Origin of the sequence: Cellvibrio sp., assembly GCF_039207905.1 — a bacterium.
GTDB lineage: Bacteria > Pseudomonadota > Gammaproteobacteria > Pseudomonadales > Cellvibrionaceae > Cellvibrio.
The window spans coordinates 78844-104179 of record NZ_JBCECX010000002.1 but is presented as its reverse complement, the minus strand read 5'-3'; the positions used below and the strand labels follow the sequence as shown (position 1 = coordinate 104179).

Sequence of the window (25336 nt, the reverse complement as noted above, 5' to 3'; positions counted from 1 at the left end):
CCGGTGATTCACAGATGAACAATCCACTCCGCTTTTTTTGCAGTGCAATTGCACTCGCCAGCGTTATTCCTGCCGCCAACGCCAGCATCCTCTGGCAGGGCAATTTTGAAACCGGCGATATTTCGCAGTGGAACACCCCCATCAATCCAGCGGGATTATCGGTAACCAGCGAGTGCGTGTTTGACGGTAAACATGCGGGCAAAGTGCGGCTGACGGGCGATGAATCTTTTTTGTGGAAGGGCAATAAATTTTTAAATCGCAGCGAGTTTCATCATCGCAATACGGCGGGTATGACGCATGAAGGCAAGGAGACTTTTTTTGCGTTCAGTTTTTATCTGCCCAAACAATTTAGCGAGCACAAACATGAACTGAGTTATTGGGAATCGGACAAAAGTTGGCAACAAACGCTGCGCTTTAACATCACCGGCAGCGAATTAAGTTTTCAGGAATCTGCTGCAAAAGAGGTGTTGTGGAAATTGCCCAATGGCGCAGAGCCGGGTAAATGGCATCGCATTGCCATCCATATCCACTGGTCGACCGATCCACAGCAGGGTTCGGCAGAAGTTTGGGTGAATGGAAAACATATGGGCAAAAACCATTTCAAAAACTTGCCTGCCAAAGACGCACTGATGTTTACCCAGATCGGTATTTTGCGCACCCAGGAAGCAACCGTGGAAGAGATACTGATCGACGGTGCGATGGAGACCGACAACCTCACCGAACTACTGGAGCGCGACAAACATTTAGTCGGCAAAACCTGCAAATCCAACTAAGCGAACAAATCCCGATGCATTGCCCATGAGCTGCTAGGCTTAGGGCAATTGATTACAGATTGCGCATTATGATTGGTTCTCCTTTGCTTCCGCTGTTGAAATGCATCACCCGCACTGCACTCTTTCTTTGTCTCCTGCTGCTAGCTCATGCGAGTTCGGCGCAGGAAAAACCGCTGCTGCTGGCACCTCAGGGGCAGGATTCTGTCTCGCTCACCGAATACTTCGCCATACTCGAAGACCCGAGTAACCAACTCAGTTTGGACGATGTGCAAAAAACGGAATGGGCGGACAAGTTCATCACCGGCCAACCGCCCGCAGCCTCATTGATTTACGGCTTTACCCGCTCAGCCTATTGGCTGCGCTTGCGCTTACATCACGACGGGGAAATGCCAGTTGAGCGCTTGCTTGAGATAAATTACGCGCGACTGGCGAATGTACAATTGCACCAGCTTGATCCCCACGGACAATTACTTAGCTGGACCACCGGCACCGATTTCCCCTTCGCCACCCGCCCTTACGCCAACCGCGGATTTGTCTTCCCGCTATTGCTTAAAGACACCGGCGAACACACAATTTACCTGCGTGTAAAAGGCGTTGCAGCACTGGAGATACCGGCAAAACTCTGGACCCCCAAAGCGTTCAATTCCTACGAGCGCGCTGACTATGTGTTCTATTCGATCTACTGCGGCATAGCGCTGGCGATGATTATTTTTAACGCGCTGGTTTTTGCATTGCTGCGCGAAAGTATGTACGCGCTCTACGTGTTTTTTGTCAGCTCTTTTGCGCTCACACTGGCGGCACAAAACGGTTTGGCGAATGAATTTCTCTGGCCCAATTCGCCGCTCTGGTCGAATTACTCCATGGCGATTGGCTACTCCTACACACTCGCGGCGCTGCTGCTTTTTACTCGCAGCATGTTGAATACCGCAACCTTATTGCCGCGTCTCGACAAAGTGGTGAAAGGGATTGTGGCGATTTACATTGCCTCGCCGATTGCCTTCTTTCTCGCCTATCAAACCGTGATTCCGTTTGCGATGCTGCTCAATGTTATCGCCTCCACCTTGATCCTCGGTATCGGCGTTTACTGCGCGTTCAAACGGCAGCGCAGCGCTTACTTTTTTGTCGCCGCATTTATAGTGATTTGCACAGCATCGCCAATTAATTCACTGCGTGTGGCGGGTTTGTTGCCGACCAATTTGTTTACCGTTAACGGTTTGCAAATCGGTTCGGCGATTGAAATGATTTTGCTCGCCTACGCACTCGCCGACCGACTCAACGTCGCGCGTCGCGATAAAGAAGCCGCCCAAGCCGCCGCCTTGCAAGCGCAGCAAAAGCTGGTGGAAAACCTACAGGATTCCGAGCGCCGCTTAGAGGAACAAATCCACGAGCGCACCCAGGAATTGATCGCCAAAAATAGTGAGCTGGAGCAATTGTCGATCACCGACCAGCTAACCGGCGTTTACAACCGGCTCAAATTGACGACACTGTTGCGCGCGGAGATCGAACGCAGCAAACGCTACAAAACGACTTTTTCGCTGCTGATGATCGATGTCGATCACTTTAAATCGATCAACGATACCTATGGTCATCCGGCGGGCGACCGGGTGCTGTGCGAGATAGCTTCGCTCCTGCGCAACCACAGCCGCGCAAACGATGCGCCTGGGCGCTGGGGCGGCGAAGAATTTTTGGTCATCTGCCCGGAAACCCAACTCGCAGGCGCCACCGCCCTCGGCGAAACACTGCGGCAACGGGTATCACAACATCTCTTCAACCTCGGCCCGCGCATCACTATCAGCCTCGGCGCCACCCAACTCACGCCGGACGATACGATGGAGACATTGTTAGAGCGCGTTGATAAAGCCTTGTACGAGGCTAAAGAGGCAGGCCGCAACCAAATCGCCAGCATCGCCGGTGACACTATGCTCGACGCTTAATGCATTCCGCTCATAAAACTGATGGTTATAAGCACCAAACTAATTGTCATTAGTAACATTCCCCTTTGACTGTTAGCCTGCGCGCCCTGTTTATTTTTCAACACAATTGAGGCGCCATCTGTTTGTTTTTAAACAGTTCGACGGCGAAGTTTTATGGATTTTCAGCTTGGTTATGTAGTCGCCGGTTTGGTCGTTGGTTTTATTGTCGGTATGACTGGCGTAGGCGGCGGCTCCCTAATGACGCCGATTCTGCTCTACTTCGGTGTAAGCCCGGCCAACGCCGTGGGTACTGATTTGCTTTACGCCGCGATCACCAAAGCGGGCGGCATCCACGTCCATCACAAAAAGAAAAATATCGACTGGCGTATCACCGGCGAACTCGCGCTGGGCAGCCTGCCCGCCGCCGCACTCACGCTCTGGCTCCTGCACAGCATCAGCATGGATACCGAGACGCTGAACAAAATCATCAAAACCACTTTGGGTTATGCCTTGGTACTGACCGCGATTGCGATCCTGTTCAAGCGCAAAATTTTTGACTACAGCCAGAAAAATAACAGCTGGATCACCCGCATGAGCCGCCAACAACAGATGGTCGCTACCGTTGTAACTGGAATGGTGTTGGGCGCAGTCGTAACCCTCACCTCTATCGGCGCGGGCGCCTTGGGAACAGTCGCCTTATTTATGCTCTACCCCTTGCTGCCAACAGTGCGCTTGGTGGGAACAGAGATTGCCCACGCCGTCCCGCTAACTTTAGTCGCGGGTATGGGCCACGCCGGCATGGGCAATGTGGATTGGCATTTGCTCGCCAATTTATTGATAGGCTCATTGCCGGGTATCTATCTCGGCAGCCACATGGCCAACCGCGTCGCCGACCATTATCTGCGCCCCGCACTCGCCATCATGCTGATTTTTGTAGGCACCAAATTGTTGTGGTGATCGACACGAATCAAAAATAGCGAGCAAAAAAATGGCGACCTTGGGTCGCCATTTTTTATTGGGGGGGGAACTCTTAACCCGCCTTTTCCGGCGGCGGTGCCACGCGCAATACTTCTTCCATGGTCGTCAAACCGGCGGCGACTTTTTGGGCGCCGGACAAACGCAAAGTGCGCATTCCCTCTTTCATAGCCAAGCGACGCAGGTCTTGCAGGTTGCAATCGGGAGTGACTTTTTCTTTGAGGTTTTCGGACAGCATCAGGATTTCATACAACCCCTGCCGACCAAGGTAGCCGGTGTTGCGGCATTCAAGGCAGCCGACCGGGCGATAGATTTTAGGCGGAACATTGACCTTCCAGGGCGCGACCAATTCTTGCCAGTGCTCGCTGCTGATATGCCCTTCCTCCTTGCAATGCGGGCAGAGTGTGCGCACTAACCGCTGTGCCATTACGCCAAGCAAAGTGGCGTTGATCAGATAGGAGGGAATGCCCAAATCCAGCATACGCGCGATGGTCGAAGGGGCATCGTTGGTATGCACTGTTGATAGCACCAAGTGACCGGTGAGCGCTGCTTGCACGGCCATCTGCGCGGTTTCCAGATCGCGGATCTCGCCCACCATGATGATGTCCGGGTCTTGCCGCATCAGGCTGCGGATACCGGCGGCGAAATCCAGCCCGATTTTGTGGTGCACCTGCGTCTGGTTAAAACGCTCCTCCACCATCTCGATCGGGTCTTCAATCGTGCTGACGTTCACTTCGTCAGTCGCGACCTGGCGCAGCGAGGAATAAAGCGTGGTGGTCTTACCCGAACCGGTCGGGCCGGTTACCAGCAAAATGCCGTTAGGGCGAGTGAGCATGGTGTGCCAGCGATTGTAGTCATCACCCACTAAACCCAGGTCGGTAAAACTGCGTAGCAGGACTTCCGGATCAAAAATACGCATCACCAGTTTTTCGCCAAATGCAGTCGGCAAGGTGGACATACGCAGCTCGATCTCGGTGCCATCACTGCGGCGGGTTTTGATTCGACCGTCTTGTGGTTTGCGCTTTTCGGCGATATCCATGCGCCCCAATACTTTGAAACGGCTGGTCACTGCAGTGGATACATTGGCTGGCAATTCGTAGACGTAATGCAGCACGCCGTCGATACGAAAACGCAAGCGTCCAACCTCGCGGCGCGGCTCAATATGGATGTCTGACGCACGCTGGTCGTAAGCGTATTGCAGCAGCCAATCCACAATCTTGACGATGTGCTGGTCATTCGCATCCGGATCGCTCGCTTTACCAAGCTCAACCAACTGCTCGAAATTGGTAATCGCCGAAGCTGTCGTCGCACCGCTAGCGCCTGACACTGAACGCGCGAGGGTGTAAAACTCCACCATAAAGCGTTCGATATCGGCAGGATTCGCAACTACGCGCTTCACCGCACGCCGCGCAACATGCTCAACCTGCGGCTCCCAGCCCGCCATAAACGGCTGGGTACAAGCGATGACTACATGGTCCGGCTCAACTTTGACGCACAGAATGCCGTGGCGTTTGGCGAAGGCATAACTCATCACCTCGGTGCACTTGGCGACATCAATTTTCATCGCATCGATATGAAAAACCGGCAGGTGTGCTTTATCCGCCAACCATCTGGTGAGGGTGTCGCCATCAAGGGTTTTGCCCGGGCGTTTTAAATCCTCAAGATTTTGCGTGGCGATGTACGCAAGCGGATGCATGATCGCCTGCTCGCGGGTGCGCGAGGCGCCGAGCAGGATATTGGCGTCGAACTGCTTCACATATCCATCGGCAACCAAATCATTAATCAGCCCGCGCAAATCCAAAACCCGATCCAACACCTGCGCCATCTTGTTATTCCTGCTTGCTTATTAGGGAGAGATTTCTGGATTGTAGCGGCTCTCACCATAAGAGTCTGCCCAAAGCGCCACCGGCATGTATTTCAGTGAAATGCCGCGCGCTTTTTCGCGCGAACAACTTGCTTTTTACCGCCCAATCGCCGATAACACCCTCGACCTATGTATTTGCCCAAGTCCCAGCTGTAGAGCCGTGCTATGAGTTTTGATCCCAAACGCTATCGCGATCACCTGCAACAATTGGTTGCCCTGCCCTCCGTCAGTTGCGGAGTGGCCGAGTGGGATATGCCCAACCAAAAGGTGATCGACTATCTCGCCAACTGTTTTGCTGATCTCGGATTCAATACCCGCGTGCAGCCACTGGCGCAAGCGGGCAAAGCGAATTTGATTGCCACACTCGGCACTGGTGAGGGCGGATTGGTATTGGCCGGCCACAGCGATACCGTGCCCTACGATGAAGGCCGCTGGCAGACAGATCCATTTGCGCTCACCGAAAAAGACGGCAAGTTGTATGGTCTCGGCGCCACCGACATGAAAGGGTTTTTTCCGGTAATTATGGAAGCGGTAAAACCGTATCTTGGGCAAACGTTTAAACATCCGCTGATAGTGCTCGCCACCGCCGATGAAGAAAGCAGCATGAGCGGCGCCCGCGCACTCGCGCGCGAAGGAATTCCCGGCGCAACACCGCGCTATGCCGTAATTGGCGAGCCGACTGAACTCACGCCCATCCGCATGCACAAAGGCATCATGATGGAAGCAATCCGCGTGCGCGGCAAAAGTGGCCACTCATCTAACCCTGCGCTGGGCAAAAATGCGCTGGAGGCGATGAATCAAGTAATGAATGAACTCATCGGCCTGCGCGGTGAATTGCAACTCAAATATCGCAATCCCGGTTTTGCGGTGCAAACGCCCACATTGAATTTGGGCTGCATTCACGGCGGCGATGGTGCAAATCGCATCTGCGCCGAATGCGAACTGCATTTTGATTTGCGCTTATTACCGGGAATGGATAACGATGAGCTGCGCAAAACCATTGAGCAGCGCCTTGTACCCATCGCCGAGCGCAGCGGCACCGATATTGTTTTATCATCGCTGTTTGAGGGTGTAGATCCCTTCGGCGAAGATGAGCACGCTGAACTGGTGACAATGTGCGAACAGTTGACCGGCAATAAATCCGAGAGCGTTGCCTTCGCCACTGAAGCACCGTTTATGCAACAACTGGGGATGCAAACTGTCGTGCTCGGGCCAGGTTCGATTAACCAGGCGCATCAACCGGATGAATTTATTCCACTCGACCAAATTGAACCTGCAGTGAATATCTTGCGACGATTGATTGAAAAATATTGTTTGTAACTTTTTAACAAGCCCTACATTTTTCATTCATTTTTATTGAGAACAACAAAGTGCCAGCCAATACCCAAGACTACGTAAAATGGTTTCGTCATTCGACGCCCTACATCAACAGACACAGCGATAAAACTTTTGTGGTGATGTTGCCGGGCGAAGCGATTACCCACACCAACTTCCACAATATCGTGCACGATATTGCGCTGCTGTGCAGCCTCGATGTGCGCCTCGTACTCGTGCACGGCGCACGCCCACAAATTGATGAACGTTTGCAAGTGGCCGATACTTTCAGCCATTTTCATAAAAACCAACGCATCACTGATAGCGAAAGCTTAAGCCTTGTTATTCAGGCGATTGGTGAAACGCGCACGATTGTGGAGGCCGCGCTTTCCACCAGTTTACCCAATTCGCCAATGCACGATGCCGACATGCAAGTCATCAGCGGCAATTTTGTGGTGGCAATGCCGCACGGTGTAATCGATGGTGTGGATTTTCAACATACCGGTAAGGTGCGTAAGGTGCACACCAAATCATTAAATGCGGCGCTGGATTCCGGCGCAGTGGTATTGATATCGCCGCTCGCCTATTCACCTACGGGCGAAATTTTTAATTTGTCGTTCAGTGATGTTGCCACTCATGTCGCGACTGCAATTAAAGCCGATAAATTCCTCGCGTTTATTGAAGGCAATGGCGTTACCGACGCAGACGGCAATTTGATTCGCCAGTTATCACTGCAAGAGTGCAAAACTTATCTGAATGAAAACGGCGATAACATCAGTTTCGATTTGCAGCAGGCGATCAGTGCGAGCTATTTAAGTTGCTTGCAAGGCGTGCCACGCGCGCAATTAATCAGTTACGAAACCGACGGCGCGTTGCTCACGGAGTTATTTACCCGCGATGGTTTGGGGACCATGATTTACTCCGGCCAATATGAGCAATTGCGCACCGCGAGTATCGACGATGTTGCCGGTATCCTTGAATTGATTCGCCCGCTTGAAGAGCAGGGAATTTTAGTGCGTCGCTCGCGCGAAGTATTGGAAACGGAGATCAACAAATTCCATGTGATGGACAAAGACGGCACGATTGTCGCCTGTGCCGCGCTCTATCCTTACGGCGATATGGCGGAATTATCCTGCGTGGCAACCCACCCGGATTATCGCAACGGCGGTCGCGCCGCAGCCCTGTTACAGCAAATGGAAGCTCAGGCGCGCAAGCAAAAAATCAAACAACTGTTTTTGCTCACCACCCAAACCGCACACTGGTTTATCGAGCAGGGTTTTGTGCAGGGCAAACTGGAAGACCTGCCCATCGCCAAACAGGAGCTTTATAACTATCAGCGCAATTCCAAGATTTTTATCAAATCATTGGATTAAATCTGGCTTAAGGCTGCTTCCAACCCGATTGGAAGCAGCGATTTCTTTCCATTTCCCCCTCGCGCCACGCTGCCGGAAAGCCCGCTTTTCTGGTATGATTTCGTCCATTACAAGATCCGAATTCACCGTTGTTAGCTACTTGCGACACGCTTTACGAGGTTAAGCCGAATGCCAATCTATCGCTCTAAAACCACCACCTCCGGTCGCAATATGGCCGGTGCCCGCGCCCTATGGCGTGCAACGGGCATGAAAGACGGCGACTTTGAGAAGCCGATTATCGCCATCGCCAACTCCTTTACCCAGTTCGTACCGGGCCATGTGCACCTGAAGGATTTGGGGCAACTGGTTGCGCGCGAGATCGAAAAAGCCGGCGGTGTGGCCAAAGAATTCAATACCATCGCCGTGGATGACGGTATCGCCATGGGTCACGACGGTATGCTCTACAGCTTGCCATCGCGCGACATCATCGCCGACTCGGTGGAGTACATGGTCAACGCCCACTGCGCGGACGCCATAGTGTGTATCTCCAACTGCGACAAAATCACCCCCGGTATGCTGATGGCCGCGATGCGCCTGAATATTCCGGTGATTTTTGTGTCCGGCGGCCCTATGGAAGCCGGCAAAACCAAGCTCTCCGAGCACAAACTCGACTTGGTTGACGCCATGGTAATCGCGGTTGACGACAACGCCAGCGACGCCAAAGTGAATGAATACGAGCGCTCGGCCTGCCCAACCTGCGGCTCCTGCTCTGGCATGTTTACCGCCAACTCAATGAACTGTTTGACCGAAGCACTAGGTTTATCCCTGCCCGGCAACGGCTCTTTGCTGGCAACCCACGCCGACCGCGAGCAGCTGTTCCTTGAAGCTGGCCGTCGCATCGTAGAAATCACCAAGCGCTACTACGAAGAAGACGATTACAGCGTGTTGCCACGCTCCATCGCCACCTTTGATGCCTTTGAAAACGCCATGGCGCTCGATATCGCCATGGGCGGCTCAACCAATACCATCCTGCACTTGCTTGCCGCTGCGCAAGAGGGCGAAGTGCCCTTCACCATGTTCGACGTGGATCGCATGAGCCGCAAAGTGCCGCAGCTGTGCAAGGTCGCGCCCAACACTCCCAAATACCATATGGAAGACGTACACCGCGCCGGCGGCGTAATGGGTATTCTGGCGGAACTGAATCGCGGCGGTTTGCTGCACAGCCAGTTGCCTACCGTACACAGCAAAACCTTCCAGGAAGCCTTGGATAAGTGGGACATCATTACCACTTCATCTGAAGCAGTAGCGACCTTCTACAAAGCAGGCCCTGCAGGTATCCCAACCCAGGTCGCGTTCAGCCAAGCGACTCGTTGGCCAACGCTGGACGGCGACCGCGCTGAAGGCTGCATCCGCTCTGTGAAAAATGCCTACAGCAAAGAAGGCGGCTTGGCCGTACTGAAAGGCAATATCGCTATCGACGGCTGCGTGGTAAAAACCTCCGGTGTAGATGAAAGCTGCTGGGTATTTGAAGGCAAAGCCTACGTTGTTGAAAGCCAAGACAAAGCCGTCGCCGATATTCTCGACGGCAAAGTGAAAGAAGGCGATGTAGTCGTCATCCGCTACGAAGGCCCCAAAGGCGGCCCGGGCATGCAAGAGATGCTCTACCCCACCAGCTACCTGAAATCCAAAGGTCTGGGTAAAGCTTGCGCATTGCTGACTGATGGCCGGTTCTCAGGCGGAACCTCCGGCTTATCCATCGGCCACGTATCACCGGAAGCCGCTGCCGGCGGCGCAATTGGTTTGGTACAAACTGGTGATATCATCAAAATTGATATCCCCAACCGTAGCATCAACGTGGTACTGACCGACAACGAACTGGACGCACGCCGCGCCGCTGAAAATGCCAAAGGTCCATTGGCTTGGAAGCCAAGCGAAGTTCGCCCACGCAAAGTCAGCGCATCACTAAAAGCCTACGCGATGCTGGCAACCAGCGCCGACAAAGGTGCAGTAAGGGATTTAAGCAAACTCGATTAATCCCGCTGCGTAAAACAACACGCAAACAAAAAAGCCAGTGCATTTGCACTGGCTTTTTTGTTACGGAAATATGCTTAATGATTTATCGAGTGGCTTTTAGCGCGGGGATTTTTGTTTTTTCTATTTCAGCGTAACTGATCCATTCAGTTGCTGGCTTTTTGCTGCGGGCGTCTTTACCTGCTTCTTTGAAGAAGTGAATCGCTTCATCAAAGTTTTTTAATTCCAGCTCAGCCTGACCAATAATTAAATAGGCTTGATCAGTGCGTTTTACCGGCCCGGTTTTTAAGGCGTGACGTGCCCATTTGGATGCATCTTTGTATTTTTCATTGGCGAGATATGCGCTGGCTAAACCAATAATCAAATCGGCGTTATGGGATTTTTGTACTGCCTTTTCATATTCAGCCAATGATTCTTTTGGATACTTTGCCGCGCGCAACGCATCCGCTAACAATTTCAAATTTTTGGCATTGGGTTCAATCAGCTTGTCGGTGTAAATTCCTTTGCGCAGTACTTTAACGGCACTGTAGGGAGTGTTCGCCTTCAACATTAAATACGAAAGCCCCAGCAGGTCGCGTTCGGTGGTCAGGCCACCCAATTGATAGCAAGTTTCTAACGCACTCAGGGAAGCGGTGTCACGCTTCAGCAATTTATACACATAGGATAAATGCTTCCAATACTGCGCTTTGGGGTAATGTTTGATTAAATTATTAAGCGCGACTAATCCGTTTTGGTAATCCTCGCGATCAAAATAGAGTTCGCGCTGCAACAAATACCAATACTCACTCGGGATTTTTCCCGCTGCCTGCTGGCGATTAATTGCCTGATTAATATTGAGCAGCGAATTGCGGTTATCGCCTAATTGATAGTAGAGCGTTGCAAAGGTATAGGATTGTTCGGGGCGCAACTGATCCACATACTCAGTCCATTCGAGCATGGTATCCAAGGCTTTTTTGGGATTATTTTTTACCGAATACAATTGCCCGAGAGTCAACAAAATTTGTGCTTCAGTTGCAACTGGCATGTAGGGCGATTGCTGCAACACTTTGTTGTAGTACTCAATTGCCTTGTCGTAATTTTCCTGCACCAGATAAGCGTAACCATAGTATTGGTACAACAATACCAATTCATAGGCATTCAAACGCGCGCGCTCCAACTCCAATGCCGCCAACAATTGAATCGCCTTGCGCGGTTCAGGTCGCAAGCCCGCGCCTTCTGGCGGCTGCAAAAAATGCGATGCTTCCTGAATTTTCACCCAAAATGTTTCTGACACTTCCGGATAATGTCGCACTTCGTTTGCGTGTTGGTTATTACCCAATACTTGCGCATGTGCACTGCCCGCAACCAATATGATTGTAGTGAAAGCCAGCAGCAGATTGCGCAAAAGAAAAAGGGGAAAGGCAGGCAATAGTTTTTTCATGCTATTGCCTTATTGTTGTTTCATTTCAAAAGTAAAACGGTTTCTGACTCCGTTCACTTCAATAGGTTTACCGTCGACAACTTTCGGCTTGTATTTAAATTTGGACGCAGCGCGCACCGAAACGCGGTCAAACACACTGGTTTGCTGGCCATCTTTAGTTACGCACTCACCGGGAATTGGGCGCGCATCGCGCGTGGTCCCGGTTTCTGTAACTGTATAAATAACTGTGCAATAACCTTCAATACCGCGCGACAAAGCAGTAGTCGGATATTCTGGCGGTACTTTCACAATCGGTAGATATTCGCCCTCACCTAACGCGAGAGTGCCCGGCCGCGTCGCAGTTTTGTCATTGACGATAGGTGCATTAATCGCAAAAGATTCCGGCGAAAGTTGCGGCGCATCAAAAGCCGGCGCGGGAATTTCCGGTGGCGGCGCCTCCTGCAATTGCGGTTTTATTGGTTTGACATCTTCAATGCGTTTTTCAACGCTGATGTTGGGAATGTGGATTGCGGCAACTTTGATTGCGGTTGATTCATCAGGCAGGTCAAATTGATTGTTGATCAACAAATTCATCAGCAACAGCAAACACAGCGTGACAATCGCGCTGAGTAAACCGGCTACTGCGAATCGGGTCGGGTTCATCAATTACTCTTCTGTGTGGAAACAATAACGTCGGTGATGCCCGCTTGCCGCGCTGCGTTAGCAATCTCGACAACGAATTTAATATTCGAATGTTCATCGGCCTGAATAGCGATTGCACCTTTGGGATTTTCTACACGCATGCGCTCAATTGCCAAACGCAAAACACTTGGGTCAATGCGTTGGTTGTCCATCCAGATTTCATTTTCTTTGGTAACGGCAATTAACAAACTCGCACGCGGAGAATCTTCCGCCGTGGTGGAGTCGGGGCGAGTAATTTCTTTGCCGGTATCTTTCACGAAAGAAGCGGTGACGATAAAAAAAATCAGCATGATGAACACTACGTCCAACATCGGTGTCAGATCTATCGCCTGAACTTCCTCATCCACCTTGGTGCGATAGCGGTTCATGGTTAGTGATCCATCGTCAGGTGATCGGCAAACAGCGCTTTTTCATCATCAGCCACGCGCGCCAGATAGGTATTCGCAAATAAACCGGTGATCGCAGAGACCATTCCTGCCATGGTTGGAATTGTCGCTTTGGATACTCCGTTCGCCATCGAACGCGCATCGCCACCACTGGCAGTAGACAACACACTGAACACTTCGATCATTCCCGTCACTGTGCCCAACAAACCCATTAACGGGCAGAGTGCTACCAGCGCGGTGATCATATCGAGATTGCTGTTGATGCGATTGTTCACGCGCGAAATCATCGCAGTGCGAATTTGGTGGGCATTCCAGGATTTACGCTCAGCGCGATTCTCCCACGCCTGAAAATATTCCTGCACATCGGTTTTTAAATCGCCGCGTAAATAGGAGAAGCGCTCAAAAATCAGCGTCCACATAACCAATGTGAGCAGGGCAATCACATACATCATGAGGCCGCCCTGATTGAGAAAGGTGAGTAAGGTGGCAATGGCGTCGAGTAACGGTTGCACCTGTTAGCCCCTACTGATTCGCACTGCTTTCGTCAGCAGCTTTGCGCTCGGCATTCTCGGCAATAATGCCGGCAGTTTGCTCGTCGAGGATATGGATCATGGCTTTGGCGCGACCATTCACCAGTGTGTGCATCAACACCATTGGAATAGCAACAACCAAACCTTGCACGGTAGTAACCAACGCAGTGGAAATACCCACCGCCATATTTTTAGGATCGCCCGCACCAAAAATAGTGATCGCCTGGAAGGTGGTGATCATCCCCGTCACCGTACCCAATAGCCCGAGTAACGGCGCAACTGCAGCGATAATTTTCATCATCGGCAAACCGCTTTCAATGGCGGGACGCTCGCGCAATACCGCTTCTTCAAGTTTGAGTTCGAGCGTTTCCAAATCCACGGCGGCATTTTCTTCTGCCACGATTAATGCGCGCCCGAGCGGGTTGTCGGCACTGGCCTTATCCGAACGCAATTGCGCATTTACTTTGGCAGTCATGGTGAACAATACGTAAATACGCCATACGCCCAGCAAAATACCAAATATACCTACGTAGACGATGGCCCAGCCGACCATGCCGCCCTGATCAAGATATTCGGAAAAGGTTGGTTTTTGGATGAGAGCAAACAACAAGCGACCGCCGTGTGGGCCGGAGGGATCAATGCCGAAGTCCACTACACCTTTGGTCGCCTCCTGCAAAGCAGCAGCCGAGGCCAGCAGTTCGCGATTGGGCTGACGCGCAAGCTCTTCCATCTTGCGGCCATCGTAAGAAACATAAGCGCCGTTAGAGACCAGATTGTAGGTACCGACGCGCACAATATTCTGGGTGCTGGTTTCGCCGTCGGCCTTCACCACTTCACCCTTGAAGGTAACCACGCGGCCGGACTCAATCATTTCGCGCTGGATTTCGTACCAGAGGCGCTCGATCTCTTCGATGTCCGGCAACTTGGTGCTGCCATTCATTTTCTCGATCAAGGCATCAAGGAAGTCACCGCGATGTGGATACTGGGCGCTGACCAGGGAGGTTTCCAGAATGCCGCGCAAATCACCGGCGGTGGAGGTCAAATGGCCGAAGAGTTCGCGCATCGAACCCAAACGCTCGCTCAACTGCGCTTTTTTCTGAGTCACTAACAATTGCTGTTCGGTATAGATTTTTTCCAATTCTGCCGCGCGCGCTTCTTCTTGTGCACGAGCAGTTTTGGCCTGCGCCAGCAAGGCAGCGCGATTGGCTTTATCGCGCGCAAATTCGGCTTCGCGCTGGCGATGTTCGGCAGACTCGCTGATCTGCGATTTTTTTACCATGTCCAGCAGCTGTTCCAGCGTCTGGGCTTTTTCGGTTTGCGCCATCAAGGATGCGCACGAGAATCCGGCAACCAGGGTCGCAAGCAATAAACCGGTTTTCAACACACTCACTTTCATCGCGCAACCTCCGGCGCCTGCACCGGCAATATCATGATATCGCTTGCCGTTTGGTCGCGGGCAATGCGGATACCTTTCAGGACTTGCGCGTTGTAGGAACTATCGAGTGCAACCCACTCATGCTTGGTCGCATCCCAATAGCCGCTCGATTTAGCGTCGGTCGTTTGGTACAGCAACGCGATGCGGCCAATGCGCAGAATATTCACTTCACGCGCCTGGTTTTCAACGCGCAGGGTGGATTTGTAGGCATCAATACTGGTGCCGTAGGAGGATTCAATTTTGTAAGCGTCCAGCACTTGGCGGAATTTTTCGGACACGGTGATATCACCGCGATCCTGATTTGCGCGCAGCATCACCAGCCGCTCTTTGCGCTCTTGCGTCAGGAAGGGTTTGTCCAGCGCAACAAATTGATCAAGGCCATCGAGCATGCGAAAAATCAGCGGCTGGATCTGACGCTCGATCACGGTGACTTTTTCCAGCGACAATTCCAAATCGGCAATCGCTTCTTTTTGGCGAGCGATCTGTTTTTCCATCTGCGCATTAAATACGCGCAGGTCTTCGATTTGTTTATTCTGGATTTTAAATTCGCGCTCAATATCCGCCGTTTCTTCAGCGAGGTTATCAATGCGCTCCTGTGAATCCTGCGCGGCGCTGATTTTCGCTTCGCCCGTCTGGAGCACCGCGTCTGGAGTCTGCTGCGCCATAGCAATATTAATGAACAGCGCGCTGGCAGCAGCAAGCACTATTGATTCAGCTACAGTCTTCAATCGCTGTTTTTTCATTAGTCGTCCCAATCGGGTATGCATCAAGAATGTACGCAGGAGATGCCTGAAGACGCTATGCCGGAAAGCAGTTATGGCGCCTGGAGCCGCAGCATTGTAGTAAGCACTGCGAACACTTCCAAGGAATTTGTTGGATGTTTTTATCTATGCGCACAGGTAAGACAACGCCAACACCGGAGAATGCCCGTTAAGCATAGCCGTTGCTAACAAAAAACGTTTGGAGGAAGGGAATTAAAACCGGCGCGCCCGCTTAACGGGCACGCTCATACACCAGAAATTGATGCGCTAGGTTGGCCTGTTCATCGCCAGCAGTTGTGGACGCGAGTTGCCACTCGGCCTCAGGCAATGCGGGGAAAAATGCATCGCCCTCAATCTCAACCTCTACACGAGTGAGATAAACCTTATTCACCATCGGCAACGCCGTGCGATAAATTTCCGCACCGCCAATAATCATCGCCTCTTCGACGGGCGCTGCACTCGCGGCAATAGCCTTGCTCGCTTCTTCCAGTGCCTGTTCGATACTGTTGACCACCACAACACCATCAACTTTCCAGTCAGCACTGCGCGTAACCACAATATTGGTGCGTCCCGGCAGCGGGCGACCAATCGACTCATAGGTCTTGCGTCCCATGATCACCGGTTTGCCCAGCGTCACCGATTTAAAATATTTCAGGTCCTGCGGCAGATGCCAGGGCAACTGGTTGTTATTGCCGATCACCCCGTTTTTAGCGGCGGCAACAATGATGGCCAATTTCATTCGGATAACCCCGGACTAGATCGCGATAGGCGCAACAATACGCGGGTGCGGCTCGTAGCCTTCAAAGGAAAAATCTTCCAACTCGTAATCAAAAATCGACGCCGGTTTGCGCGCGATACGCAGCTTCGGCAATGCCTTGGGCTCGCGTGCCAATTGCGCAAACACAATCTCATCGGTCAAGTGGTTGCTGTACAAGTGGCAATCGCCAAAGGTGTGCACAAAATCGCCTACTTCCAGATCACACTGCTGCGCGATCATATGAGTCAGCAGCGCGTAGCTGGCGATATTAAACGGCACCCCCAAAAACAGATCCGCACTGCGCTGGTAGAGCTGGCAGGAGAGCTTGCCTTCGGAGACATAAAACTGGAACAGCGTATGGCAAGCGGCGAGTGCCATGCGGCCATGCTCGACGTTTTGTTGCGGGCTCATGGACTCGTCCGGCAGATCGGCCGGGTTCCAGGCGCTGACGATCAAGCGACGCGAATAAGGAGTCTTTTTGATCTGGGCAATAACTTGGGAAATCTGGTCGATAGTCGAACCATCGGGGCATGCCCAGCTGCGCCATTGTTTGCCGTAAACCGGTCCCAGATCGCCCGCTTCAGTCGCCCACTCGTTCCAGATTTTGCAGCCGCGCTCTTGCAGCCAGCTGACATCGGTACGGCCTTGCAGGAACCACAGCAACTCGACGATCACGCTTTTCAAGTGCACGGTTTTGGTGGTCACCAAGGGGAAGCCCTGGCTGAGATCAAACCGCAACTGACGGCCAAATACCGAGCGCGTGCCAGTGCCGGTACGGTCGCCGCGCTGGACACCGTTTTCGACTACGTCGCGTATCAAATCAAGATATTGCTTCATTAACAAACCTGTACGAAAAATTAAACGTTAGGGGATTGCGCCGTTTTCGGGGCAAAGGCGTAAGCCCACACCAACAATCCTACACCCAGCAGGAACATGGGCACGCAGAGCAATTGGCCGCGGGTCATACCGGCAATCAGGGCGACACCCAGATCCGGCTCGCGCACAAATTCAACGCCGAAGCGGAAAGTCGAGTAACCGATCAGGAATACACCTGACACAGCGCCGCGCGGGCGGGGTTTGGCGGAGAACCAGAATACAATGATGAACAGTACCAATCCTTCAAGGAACGCCTGATATAACTGGCTCGGGTGACGCGCCAGCCCTTCCGGCAACGCCTTGGGAAACACCATGCCCCAAGGCACATCGGTCACGCGGCCCCAAAGCTCCTGCCCGATAAAATTGCCCAGGCGACCAAAGCCCAAACCGAGCGGCACTATGGGCGCGACAAAATCCATCACGCTGACAAATGAACGGTTGATACGGTAGGAGTAGATAAACATCGCGACTATCACGCCGATCAAACCGCCATGGAACGACATGCCGCCTTCCCACACGCGGAACAGCCAGAGCGGATCGCGCAGAAATTCTTCAAAGTTGTAAAACAACACATATCCAAAGCGGCCGCCGAGGATCACCCCGAAGGCGCCATAGGTAATCAGGTTTTCGACCTGGGATTTATTGACCGTTGCCTCAGGCGCTTTGGCGCGACGCATGGCGATCAACCAGGCGCTGACAAACGCCAGCAAGTACATGATTCCGTACCAATGAACGTTGAATGGCCCGACGGTCATATTGCCGATAGAAAGAGGGCCAATAGGGATAGTAAAGGCGATGGGATTTAAATCCGGGTATTGCAGCATAAGCGGTTAAACCTGAGGCAGCCGTTTCAGTGGGCGGTGATTATGGCGCGGTTTTGTGACTCGCCCAAGACATTTATTACTCGTTTGCGTCCGAGGCGACCGGGCGGATCAAGCGGTTCAAGCCGCTTTCACGCAACTCGCGCGCGATATGCTCGCGGATATGCTCGCCGTTGGACATGCGCATCACCTCACCCAACAACGCCTTGGCGCGCTCAAAGGTAACGCCGCGGATAACGGATTTGACCTTGGGCAAGTTGGTAGCGTTCATGGAAAGTACGTCATAACCCATCGCCATCAACAGGATGGCCGCACCTGGGTCGCCCGCTAACTCGCCGCAAATACTGACGCTGATGCCGGCATCGTGGGCCGCATAAACAATGTACTGGAGCGCGCGCAACACCGCCGGATGATAAGCCTGATAAAGATCAGCCACCTGCGCATTGTTACGATCCACTGCGAGCAAATATTGGGTGAGGTCGTTACTGCCGACCGACAAAAAATCCACCTTGCGCGACAATTCCGGCGCGAGGTAAACCGCCGCCGGAACCTCAATCATCACCCCCACCTGCGGCTTGCGCACGCGATAGCCTTCTTCCAGCAGCTCTTTGTGAACACGCTGGATCAGCGCACGCGCCGCTTCAACTTCCTGCATATTGGTGATCATCGGCAGCAGGATGCGCAGGTTATCAAGGCCTTCACTGGCTTTGATCATCGCGCGGATTTGCGCGAGGAAAATCTCGGGGTGATCGAGGGTAACGCGGATGCCGCGCCAACCGAGAAAGGGGTTGTCTTCTTCAATAGGGAAATACGGCAGAGCCTTATCGCCGCCGATATCCAAGGTACGCATGGTGACCGAATGAGGCGCAAATGCCTCCAGTTGCTCACGATAAATCGCGCGCTGCTCTTCTTCACTAGGGAAACGGTCGCGCAACAAAAACGGGACCTCGGTGCGATACAGACCAACACCTTCAGCACCTCTTTCCAGCGAGCGCACTACGTCGGCCATCAAGCCGGTATTCACATGCAACGGCAAACGGTAGCGGTCTTTGGTTTCGCAGGGGAGATCCTTGAGCGCCTCCAGACCTTTTACCAGCGCCTGCTCTTCCAGGAAGATCGCCTTATATTGCTTGCGCAGTTGCGCACTCGGGTCGCAGTAGACTGTGCCCTTGTAGCCATCGACAATTATCGGGCGGCCGTCGATCTGGGTATAGGGCAAATCAACCGCGCCCATCACCGTGGGAATATCCATCGCCCGCGCCAGAATCGCCACATGCGAGTTGGACGAGCCCTGCACCGACACCAAACCGGCCAGCTTCTCTTTGGGGATTTCCCCCAGCATGGATGCGGTCAGCTCTTCGCCGATCAGGATGGTTTTATCGGGATAGACACGTGTCTTCTGATTGGACTCTTGCAAATAGGCCAGCACGCGCCGCCCCAGATCGCGCAAATCGGTCGCCCGCTCGCGCAAATAAGGGTCGTTCATACTGTTGAAAATACTTTCGTGTTCGAGGATCACCTCGCTCCAGGCATAAGGTGCATTGGCACCTTTGCTAATGCGCGCGCAAACTTCGGCAGCGAGGGAGGCATCGTCAAGCATCGCGAGATAGGCATCGAACAGCGCCTGCTCTTCGCGATTAATACGCGCCTTGAGTTGTTCGCCGAGGGATTTGATATCGCCACGTACCGCGATCAAGCAGCGATGAAAGAAGGCAATTTCGGCATCAACATCTTTGCACGGCAGGTAGGGCACCGAGCGCAAATCGGCAGAAGGCGCGATAACAACCGCCTCACCAATCGCGATACCCGAGGCGCCAGACACACCGATAAATTTGGATTGGGTTGCCTTGGCGCCGACTACTGGCACCACGCCGCCAGTCGCCTCCGCATGGGCAATCACGCCAGCGAGCTGCGCCGACATGGTTACGAGGAAAGCTTCTTCACCTTCATCAAAACGGCGCTGTTCAACCTGCTGGACAACCAGCACACCGAGCACTTTGCGATGATGGATAATCGGCACACCGAGGAAAGCGCTGTAGCGCTCTTCACCGGTTTCAGGGAAGTATTGATAGCTGGGATGTGCTTCGGCGTGTTCCAGGTTGATTGGCTCTTCGCGCACAACAACTCGCCCAACCAAACCTTCACCTGCCGCCAGACGCACTTTTCCGACCGCATCGGCGTTGAGGCCGTCGGTCGCCATAAGTACGTAATCGCCCTTGGTATCGCGCAAATAAACCGAACATACTTGCGTCGTCATCACCTGCTTCACCCGCGTAACAATAATCGCCAGCGCGGTTTTCATATCGCGCGCGGCGTTTACTTCCAGAACTATGGAGCGGAGAGAATTCAGCATAGGGTTCGGTAATCAGGCCTGTCAGGTGGTTTCGGTTTAATTCGAGTTATATGTACTAGCGAGCACGCGCACTGCGATCCTCAAGATTTGCATGGAATAACGACAGCTCTTTCAGCGCACGGCGATACACATCGCGCTTGAATGAGACGACTTTACCCAGAGGATACCAGTAACTGACCCAGCGCCAATCATCAAATTCGGCGCGGCCGCCATTATTGAGACTCACCTTGGAATCTTCACTCAGCATGCGCAGCAAAAACCATTTTTGTTTTTGCCCGACGCACAGCGGTAGGGAGTTGTGACGTACCAAGCGATGCGGCAACCGATAGCGCAGCCAACCGCGGGTACACGCCAGGATTTGCACATCTTCCTGATGCAGGCCAACTTCCTCATGCAATTCGCGGTAAAGCGCTTGCTCGGGAGTCTCGTTGGGGTTGATACCACCTTGCGGAAACTGCCAGGCATCCTGCCCGCCTACACGCCTTGCCCAAAGCAACTGGCCTTGGTCATTGGTCAAAATAATACCCACATTAGGGCGGAATCCGTCGGAATCTATCACGGGGAATTATCCATATAAAAGGTTTTGCTGTGGCAGAAAACAAAACTCCAGCGATAACGAGCGGACATGTTCCACAAAACAGCGTTTTCCGCACTATATCAGGCTTGTCCAAACCCGCAACCCTGAATCTCGGAAATGGTTTTTCATTGAGCGCGCCGACCACTGCCGCTATCCTAGCGACCCTTGCGATAACTCCCGCAAACTCTTACTTCATCTATATGGGGAACCACAGTGGCACTGGCTATTTTTGATCTCGACAACACCTTGATTGCAGGCGATAGCGACCATGCCTGGGGCGTGTTTTTGGTGGAAAAACAATTGGTGGATGCAGAGACTTACCGTTTGGCCAACGACGGTTTTTATGCGGATTACAAAAATGGCACCCTCGATATCCGCGCCTACCTACAATTTTCGCTCGCGCCTTTGAGCCGTCACAGCATGGCTGACCTGCAGGCACTGCATGCGGAATTTATGCGCGATCACATCGAGCCAATCATGCTCGCCAAAGCCGAAGCACTGCTTAAACAGCACCGTGACCAGGGCGATCATCTACTGATCATCACTGCCACCAACGGTTTTGTGACGCGACCTATCGCCAAACGCTTGGGTGTTGAAGACATATTGGCGACCGACCCCGAAGTTGTGGATGGTTGCTATACCGGCAACTTCGTCGGTGAGCCCTGCTTTCAAGCCGGCAAGATTACCTATTTGCATGAGTGGCTGAAGCACAATCATCACTCGCTCGAAGGTGCGTATTTTTACAGCGACTCGATCAACGATTTGCCGTTGCTGGAGCAAGTCGATCACCCGGTGGTAGTCGATGCAGATGAACGTCTCGCCGCTATCGCCCGCGAACGCAACTGGAAAGCAATAAGCCTGCGCTAGGCAGGCTTATTGTGAGAAAAATAACCGAACAGGTGTTTAGGCAAAGCCTGTTTATGCCAAGTAAACGCGCGCAAACACCGCTTTTAAATAGTCAGTTTCAGGAATAGCCGGATGGATTGGATGATCCGGTCCCTGTCCGCCCTGACCGATAATCTGCACATGGCGATCCAAATGGCGACCGGATGCGCGCACGATTTCCAACAATGTATCTTTGCCCAAATGCATAGAGCAGGACGCTGACACCAGCAAACCATCGCGACCCAACAAGCGCATTCCCAATTCATTAATGTGGCGATAGGCCGCCTCGCCCGCTTTCTGATCTTTGCGCTTTTTGATAAACGCTGGCGGATCAAGCACCACCACATCAAAGCGCTCATCGCTGGCGATCAACTCTTTCAACACATCAATCGCCTTGCCCTGAATCGCCGCAACTTTATCGGCAACACCATTCAACTGGGCGTTTTCCAATACCGCATCAGTTGCTGATTCCGAAGCATCAACACAAAAAACTTCGCTTGCACCCGCAACTGCCGCTTGTACACCCCAGCCGCCGATATAAGAAAACACGTCGAGTACACGCTTACCCTGCACATATTGCTGCAGCTGCGCACGGTTCATACGGTGATCGTAAAACCAGCCGGTCTTCTGGCCACCATGCACCGGTGCCATAAAACGCGTGCCGTTTTCCACCAATTCAACTGACTCAGGCACCTCGCCATAGGCGACCTCAGTATATTCTGACAAACCTTCCAGAGCGCGCGCGCTGTGCTCATTAGCAAGTAAAACACCGGCGGGACTCAATACCTGCACCAATGCCTCAACGATTTCATCTTTAACTGCTTCCATCCCCGCGCTGGCAATCTGCACTACCAGATAATCGCCGAAGCGATCGACCACCAAGCCCGGCAGCAAATCGGCATCGCCGTAAATCAACCGGTAAAACGGCTCATCAAACGCCAGCTCGCGTAGTGCCAATGATTGCTTGATGCGATGCACCAGCAGGGATTTATTGAGCGGATATTTTTCGTCACGACTGACCAAGCGGCCGCAGATAAGACCATTAGGATTGATCAAGGCAATCCCGAGCGGCTTACCACTATTAGTCGTCACCAGCGCCTGCTGCCCCATCGCAAAAGATTTCAGCGGCGACTTGGCGATATCCACCTCATTGCTGTAAATCCACAAATGGCCCAACTTCAAACGGCGATCAGCTTGGGGGTTAAGAACAAGGACAGGCAGGCTCATGGGCAAAACTCACGTAGAAAAAGTGGGCGGATTATAAGCCTTGTGCGACTGGGACACAGAAATAAAAACGCGGCGACTGCAAAATGCGCCAAAAGGAAGAGCTCAATGCCAGGGAAAATGCTAAGAAACGCACAAATATCGGGTGTTTTGCCCGCGTGAGTGCGTTTTTTAAACGCTTGGGACTTTATCATTCAAAAGATATGAGCTAACGTTAGCTGTGGCCATAAGTACTAATAAGCTCAAGAGCTTAGCGCAGATTCTTTATGCCATTTATATCATCGAATTCAATGCCAGCCGCCGCCTTGCCATAACCTTCGGCGGTCGGTAACCCCTAGGACGACACCATGCATACTCTAAAAACGACGACGATTGTCAGTGCAGCAGCTATTAGCCTGCTACTTTCCGCTTGCGGTGGATCAGGATCACCTATCAAATCATCCACTGGCAGCAGTAGCTCAAGTGTCAGCTCAGGGGTGGTAGATACAACTACCCCAACCTCACTGGGATATGGTAGCGGTAATGACTTTGTAGCAGGTGAAATAGCTGTTGGAATTGGTGGCAGCAACCTATCTCCAGGAGGAACAACGACACTCACAGTCACAGTTGTGAGTCCTACAAAAACGCTGGTAACCAACGCTGTCACCGTAACGTTCAACTCCGTTTGTGTCGCCAGTGGAGAGGCTACATTGGGGAATGGAGACTCCGGTGCTAATAGTGTTGCAACCAATAATGGTCAAGCGACAATCACCTACACAGCCAATGGATGCGTAGGTAACGACGAAATTACTGCTAGTGCAACATTAAATGGCATGGCTAAGACAGCTAAAACCACATTATCCATTGCAGCAGACACTATCCAAACAGTGTCATTTATCGATGCGAACCCAACCTTGGTTAACCTTAAAGGTACTGGTGGAGGTGAAACTTCGATTGTTCGCTTCCGCGTTTTGGGTAGCACAGGCTCACCAATGAAAGATGTGGACGTTGATTTCTCATTAAGTACCTCCATTGGCGGTTTAAGCTTAACCAATACCAGCGGCAAAACAGACAGAACCGGCCATGTGTCAACTACGGTTCAAGCTGGAGCAGTAGCCACGCCAGTTCGAGTTACAGGCAAGGCTCGCGGCACGGAAATTTCAACCCAATCCAATCAATTAATTGTGTCCACTGGTATTCCAGATCAAGACAGTATGTCGCTTTCCGCCACCAACCTTCACCCGACGGGTTGGAACTTCGACGGTGTTGAATCTCAGATCACTATTCGTATGGCTGATGCATTTAACAACCCACCACCAGATGGTACTGCTGTAACATTTACTACAGAAGGCGGCGCAATCGAATCAGGTTGCCCAACTGATGGCGGATCATGCACCGTAAAGTGGACTAGTCAAGCTCCGAAACCAACACGCAACAGCCCAATCAACACTCCGGAACGCAAGCTATGTGTTGACAATCTTGGTGTACCAGTTGCCGACTACGATGTGTGTGTGCGTGAGCGTGCCGGTCGAGTTACTGTATTAGCGACAGCAATCGGCAACGAAAGCTTCATCGATACCAATGGTAATGGTTATTTTGACAAACCAGACCCAACCAACCCAGATCCAAAACTCCGGGGAGATATTTTTAGATCCTGGGTTGATGGAGGTGATTGCAATGCGAATGTCCCTCCATCGTCGAAAAAAACGCCAGCTAACTCTGGAATCATCCCTTGTGATGATCTGGTTGAAGCATATCTGGACAAAAATGAAAACGGAGTGCGTGACCGGGATGAAGAGCCAGTCGATTTTAATAAAGATAATGAACATACGCTTGAGAATGGTATATACAACGGTGTTCTTTGTCAGGTAGAGGGTGATGGATGCACCAAAACTGGTGTCAATATTCGTGATGACATTGTTTTGATTATGACCAGTACAAGAATGTTGATGCGCAATGGAGTATTCCCATTCATTAATACCAATGTAGTACTTCCATCACCGAGTCGCAGTGCAACAATCTGGTTCTTGATGGCAGATGAGAATGGTCATGGCCTACCTGCAGGAACTACATTGGCTCTTGATACAGGCAGCCTCAAAGGTGCGCAAGCAAGCCTTTCATTTAGAGGACCACTTGCAGCTAGTGACTCTCCTGCACAAATTTTGGTTAGCATTCTTGGTGATGAGGGCGCCATAGCGTTCGGGGCATTTAGTATTAATATCACCATTCCAACGCCAAATGGCCCTATTGTTTCAAGTCAAACGGTTTCCGTAAGTCAATAATATATAGTTATTCAAAAAAGGCTCTCCACTAAAAATGGAGAGCCTTTTTGTTTGTACCTCACAAATCTCAAGTGATCCATTTCTCGCTATTTAATCCCAGTCCTGTGCATATAAAGTGGTACTGATTTTTTATCGTGAAGCAGAGAG

Annotated in this window: 21 protein-coding genes; 8 read left to right on the top strand and 13 right to left on the bottom strand. The window is 52.1% G+C overall.

Translation table 11 applies throughout. From position 1 onward, the window contains the following. The first annotated feature begins 14 nt into the window (after positions 1 to 14). From AAGC78_RS01455 to AAGC78_RS01445, 3 genes are all read left to right on the top strand, one after another. Complete coding sequence (locus AAGC78_RS01455; RefSeq protein WP_435782248.1) at positions 15 to 773, top strand: polysaccharide lyase; 759 nt, start codon at positions 15 to 17, stop codon at positions 771 to 773. A gap of 68 nt (positions 774 to 841) precedes the next feature. Continuing rightward, positions 842 to 2707 (top strand): sensor domain-containing diguanylate cyclase, encoded by a 1866-nt coding sequence (locus AAGC78_RS01450; RefSeq protein ID WP_435782247.1) that lies wholly within the window; start codon positions 842 to 844, stop codon positions 2705 to 2707. 153 nt (positions 2708 to 2860) lie between these two features. Beyond that, positions 2861 to 3643 carry a sulfite exporter TauE/SafE family protein gene (locus AAGC78_RS01445; RefSeq protein WP_435782246.1) on the top strand — a complete coding sequence of 261 codons (783 nt, stop codon included), beginning with the start codon at positions 2861 to 2863 and terminating at the stop codon, positions 3641 to 3643. Positions 3644 to 3716: 73 nt separating this feature from the next. On the opposite strand, the gene AAGC78_RS01440 is transcribed toward AAGC78_RS01445, so the two are convergent. Continuing rightward, a complete protein-coding gene (locus tag AAGC78_RS01440; protein WP_435782245.1) occupies positions 3717 to 5486 on the bottom strand; it encodes a GspE/PulE family protein in 1770 nt (589 codons plus the stop codon). A gap of 204 nt (positions 5487 to 5690) precedes the next feature. Here AAGC78_RS01440 and argE point away from each other — a divergent pair, with 204 nt between their 5' ends. The 3 genes from argE to ilvD all read left to right on the top strand — a co-directional run bounded on the left by argE (position 5691) and on the right by ilvD (position 10225). Next, positions 5691 to 6845 (top strand): acetylornithine deacetylase, encoded by a 1155-nt coding sequence (gene argE, locus AAGC78_RS01435; protein ID WP_435782244.1) that lies wholly within the window; start codon positions 5691 to 5693, stop codon positions 6843 to 6845. A gap of 50 nt (positions 6846 to 6895) precedes the next feature. Beyond that, positions 6896 to 8212 (top strand): amino-acid N-acetyltransferase, encoded by a 1317-nt coding sequence (argA, locus tag AAGC78_RS01430; protein WP_435782243.1) that lies wholly within the window; start codon positions 6896 to 6898, stop codon positions 8210 to 8212. 168 nt (positions 8213 to 8380) lie between these two features. After that, positions 8381 to 10225: a dihydroxy-acid dehydratase gene (gene ilvD, locus AAGC78_RS01425; protein WP_435782242.1), complete on the top strand. Its 1845-nt coding sequence runs from the start codon at positions 8381 to 8383 to the stop codon at positions 10223 to 10225. A gap of 82 nt (positions 10226 to 10307) precedes the next feature. Here the strand turns inward: ilvD and AAGC78_RS01420 are convergent, their stop codons facing one another. From AAGC78_RS01420 to AAGC78_RS01370, 11 genes are all read right to left on the bottom strand, one after another. Then, positions 10308 to 11642 (bottom strand): tetratricopeptide repeat protein, encoded by a 1335-nt coding sequence (locus tag AAGC78_RS01420; protein ID WP_435782241.1) that lies wholly within the window; start codon positions 11640 to 11642, stop codon positions 10308 to 10310. Between the two features lie 9 nt (positions 11643 to 11651). After that, positions 11652 to 12284, bottom strand: coding sequence for a TonB family protein (locus AAGC78_RS01415; protein ID WP_435782240.1), 633 nt, complete (start codon positions 12282 to 12284; stop codon positions 11652 to 11654). Then, positions 12284 to 12691: an ExbD/TolR family protein gene (locus AAGC78_RS01410; RefSeq protein ID WP_435782239.1), complete on the bottom strand. Its 408-nt coding sequence runs from the start codon at positions 12689 to 12691 to the stop codon at positions 12284 to 12286. The genes AAGC78_RS01415 and AAGC78_RS01410 overlap by 1 nt, the downstream gene beginning before the upstream one ends. Before the next feature lie 2 nt (positions 12692 to 12693). Beyond that, entirely contained in the window at positions 12694 to 13221 is a 528-nt protein-coding gene (locus tag AAGC78_RS01405) for a MotA/TolQ/ExbB proton channel family protein (RefSeq protein ID WP_435782238.1), read from the bottom strand. Between the two features lie 10 nt (positions 13222 to 13231). After that, positions 13232 to 14635 carry a MotA/TolQ/ExbB proton channel family protein gene (locus AAGC78_RS01400; RefSeq protein ID WP_435782237.1) on the bottom strand — a complete coding sequence of 468 codons (1404 nt, stop codon included), beginning with the start codon at positions 14633 to 14635 and terminating at the stop codon, positions 13232 to 13234. After that, complete coding sequence (locus tag AAGC78_RS01395) at positions 14632 to 15417, bottom strand: DUF3450 domain-containing protein (RefSeq protein ID WP_435782236.1); 786 nt, start codon at positions 15415 to 15417, stop codon at positions 14632 to 14634. The genes AAGC78_RS01400 and AAGC78_RS01395 overlap by 4 nt, the downstream gene beginning before the upstream one ends. Positions 15418 to 15667: 250 nt before the next feature. Beyond that, the gene (locus AAGC78_RS01390) at positions 15668 to 16174 is read right to left on the bottom strand and encodes a dihydrofolate reductase (RefSeq protein WP_435782235.1); all 507 of its coding nucleotides are present in this window, start codon (positions 16172 to 16174) and stop codon (positions 15668 to 15670) included. 15 nt (positions 16175 to 16189) lie between these two features. Further along, positions 16190 to 17029 carry a thymidylate synthase gene (locus AAGC78_RS01385; protein ID WP_435782234.1) on the bottom strand — a complete coding sequence of 280 codons (840 nt, stop codon included), beginning with the start codon at positions 17027 to 17029 and terminating at the stop codon, positions 16190 to 16192. Between the two features lie 20 nt (positions 17030 to 17049). After that, on the bottom strand, positions 17050 to 17892 hold the full coding sequence (lgt, locus tag AAGC78_RS01380; protein WP_435782233.1) for a prolipoprotein diacylglyceryl transferase: 843 nt from the start codon (positions 17890 to 17892) through the stop codon (positions 17050 to 17052). 76 nt (positions 17893 to 17968) lie between these two features. Then, on the bottom strand, positions 17969 to 20242 hold the full coding sequence (ptsP, locus tag AAGC78_RS01375; protein ID WP_435782232.1) for a phosphoenolpyruvate--protein phosphotransferase: 2274 nt from the start codon (positions 20240 to 20242) through the stop codon (positions 17969 to 17971). 55 nt (positions 20243 to 20297) lie between these two features. Next, the gene (locus AAGC78_RS01370; RefSeq protein ID WP_435782231.1) at positions 20298 to 20801 is read right to left on the bottom strand and encodes an RNA pyrophosphohydrolase; all 504 of its coding nucleotides are present in this window, start codon (positions 20799 to 20801) and stop codon (positions 20298 to 20300) included. Between the two features lie 231 nt (positions 20802 to 21032). Between AAGC78_RS01370 and AAGC78_RS01365 the strand changes: the two genes are divergently transcribed. After that, a complete protein-coding gene (locus AAGC78_RS01365) occupies positions 21033 to 21686 on the top strand; it encodes an HAD family hydrolase (RefSeq protein ID WP_435782230.1) in 654 nt (217 codons plus the stop codon). Between the two features lie 51 nt (positions 21687 to 21737). Here the strand turns inward: AAGC78_RS01365 and AAGC78_RS01360 are convergent, their stop codons facing one another. Then, the gene (locus AAGC78_RS01360; RefSeq protein WP_435782229.1) at positions 21738 to 22931 is read right to left on the bottom strand and encodes a class I SAM-dependent rRNA methyltransferase; all 1194 of its coding nucleotides are present in this window, start codon (positions 22929 to 22931) and stop codon (positions 21738 to 21740) included. A 344-nt stretch (positions 22932 to 23275) separates the two neighbouring features. Here AAGC78_RS01360 and AAGC78_RS01355 point away from each other — a divergent pair, with 344 nt between their 5' ends. After that, the gene (locus AAGC78_RS01355; protein WP_435782228.1) at positions 23276 to 25189 is read left to right on the top strand and encodes a hypothetical protein; all 1914 of its coding nucleotides are present in this window, start codon (positions 23276 to 23278) and stop codon (positions 25187 to 25189) included. Positions 25190 to 25336: the final 147 nt, after the last annotated feature.